General features: G+C 60.4%; 1 protein-coding gene and 1 pseudogene. One reads left to right on the top strand and one right to left on the bottom strand.

The features are described 5' to 3' along the window. Window positions 1-792 (bottom strand): annotated as a pseudogene (locus VZ95_RS17970) (hypothetical protein); the annotation flags it as partial. Between the two features lie 350 nt (window positions 793-1,142). Between VZ95_RS17970 and VZ95_RS17965 the strand changes: the two are divergent. Then, entirely contained in the window at window positions 1,143-1,901 is a 759-nt protein-coding gene (locus VZ95_RS17965; protein WP_045777078.1) for an SGNH/GDSL hydrolase family protein, read from the top strand. The last annotated feature ends 111 nt before the right edge of the window (window positions 1,902-2,012 follow it).

The following is a 2,012-nucleotide window of genomic DNA, read 5'->3' as shown; positions in this document are numbered from 1 at the left end:
ATCGCCCTCAAAGCGGAACAGCTTCAGGCTCGTGCCCGACAGAGTCATCGACGCATAAAGCAGGCGGCCATTGCGCGCGAGCTTACGGTCTTGAGTGATCTTCTGCTCGAACACCACTTCGAACCCGTCGCCCGGCTGAATGTCGCGCTGGAAGTCGACGTCATAGGAGAAGATTTTAATCAGCTCCATCATCACATCGACCGGAATGCCCGCGCCGGTGCCGGACACGAACAGGCTATTGTCGATGGTGCCTGAGGCGCGCGAAATTTCGGTGGTCAGTGGCTTTAGCTTATCGGCGGCTTTATAGCTGCCATCCGGCTGGCGCTCGACCGCAACGTCGCGCTCGACGCTGGCTTTCAGGGCGAAGCTTTGCAGCAGCAAACCGTCGCCCTCGTCGGCGGGAGCGAGATGCACCGAAACTTGTTGGCCAGGGCGCAGGTCTTTCGGATTGAACACTTTGGTGACGGCAGCAAACGCATCGGCGGCTTGATTGGACGGGGCACCGGCGCGCGCCAGCACAATCGCCAGCGTATCGCCCTTGCCGATCACATCCTGCTTGGTGCCCAGTTGCTTTTGCCGCGTCTCGGCTTTGGCGATGATCTGCTGGTGCTTGGCGAGCGCCTCGGCGGTCAGAACGGATTTTTCGCCGAACGCCGCGCGCAAATCATGGGCGCTACTATTGGTAACGGCAACACTGGTGCCCCGACGAAGAACAATTGGATCAGCGGAAGCAGAAAGACTGAGGAACAGGATCGAGCTCAACAGAAACCCGGAGGCGATCGAATGTTTCATCGTCTTTATCATGGGCCGATGCGATCTTTTCAATAGAATCTCAAGAGAGCGGAGCAATATTGGCTCCACGCCGGAAGGCTCATCCTCCGAAGCCCGCTCACAATCGATAAACTGCCCGTAGGTGTCAACTCTAATTCCTTGTTTTTATTGATTTTTTATTCGGTTGGAGGGTTGTCGAGACGCAACAGTGTGGCGGTATGACAACAGCCCGTCGCTGCGGGGGAGTTGATTTCCGCCGCAGGAGGGCGCAAAACCAAAAGGCCGTAAGACGGGCGGGGATAAAAATACCGACTCCTTATTATAAGGAGCCCCCACGGGTCCGAATCGGCGCGGCGGTGCAGAGGCGAAGAATGGGCAAGCGTTGGATTTTAATCGTCATTGCAATGGTTTGGAGTGTCATGCTCTCGGCCTCGGGCTGGGCAGGCGCGCAGGCCGGAAGCGGAGAGCCGCCGACGCAAACGGCCAGCCCTGCGTCTAAAACGATCCTGATATTCGGCGATTCGATGGCTGACGGGCTGTGGGGCGGGCTGACCCGCGCGCTGATCCGCGATCCCAGCGTAAAGCTGATTCGGCGTGGCAAAAATGGTACAGGGCTCGCCCGGCCCGATGTTTACGACTGGCCCGCGTCGCTGCCCGCGCTGTTGGAGACCGAAAAGCCGGATGTGGTGATCCTGTCGTTCGGCCTGAACGACCGGCAAGACACGTTCGCCGACGGTCGCCGCCAGTTCTATTTCCGCACCGAGGCGTGGCGCACCGCCTATATCGAGCGCATTCAGGCGATCCTCGCGCCCTTGAAGGAGCGCCATATCCCGACCTTCTGGGTGGGGCTGCCGATCATGCGCGACTCGACGGTCTCGAAAGACGCTGAATATCTGAACGGGCTCTACGAGCCCGCCGTTGTGGCAGCCGGGGCGACCTTCTTCCCGATTTGGGACATGTCGGTCGATAGCAACCGCGATTACGCCTCCCACACCAAAGGGGCCGACGGGCGGATGCGGAGCTTACGCACGGAGGATGGAATGCATTTTTCCTCGGCGGGCTATGATCTTTTGGCGCAAGCGCTGTTGCAGAAACTCGCGCCAACCGTGCGCGCGGCTACCGCGCCATGAGCCTGCCCGCCTCGCGCCGACTGGTCTCGCTCACACTGTCGCTGCTGCTCGCCGCCTGCGCGGGCGGCCCCTCGACCCGGAGGGCGGGGCTAACCCTCAAGCCGATGCAAC

It is taken from the genome of Elstera litoralis (assembly GCF_000963705.1).
GTDB classification, from domain to species: Bacteria; Pseudomonadota; Alphaproteobacteria; order Elsterales; family Elsteraceae; genus Elstera; species Elstera litoralis.
This window is presented reverse-complemented; position numbering and strand designations above follow the sequence as displayed.

What these genes read in the sequence shown, in the direction of transcription:
- VZ95_RS17965 (WP_045777078.1), top strand. Translation starts at nt 1,143, where the DNA reads ATGGGCAAGCGTTGGATTTTAATCGTCATTGCAATGGTTTGGAGTGTC.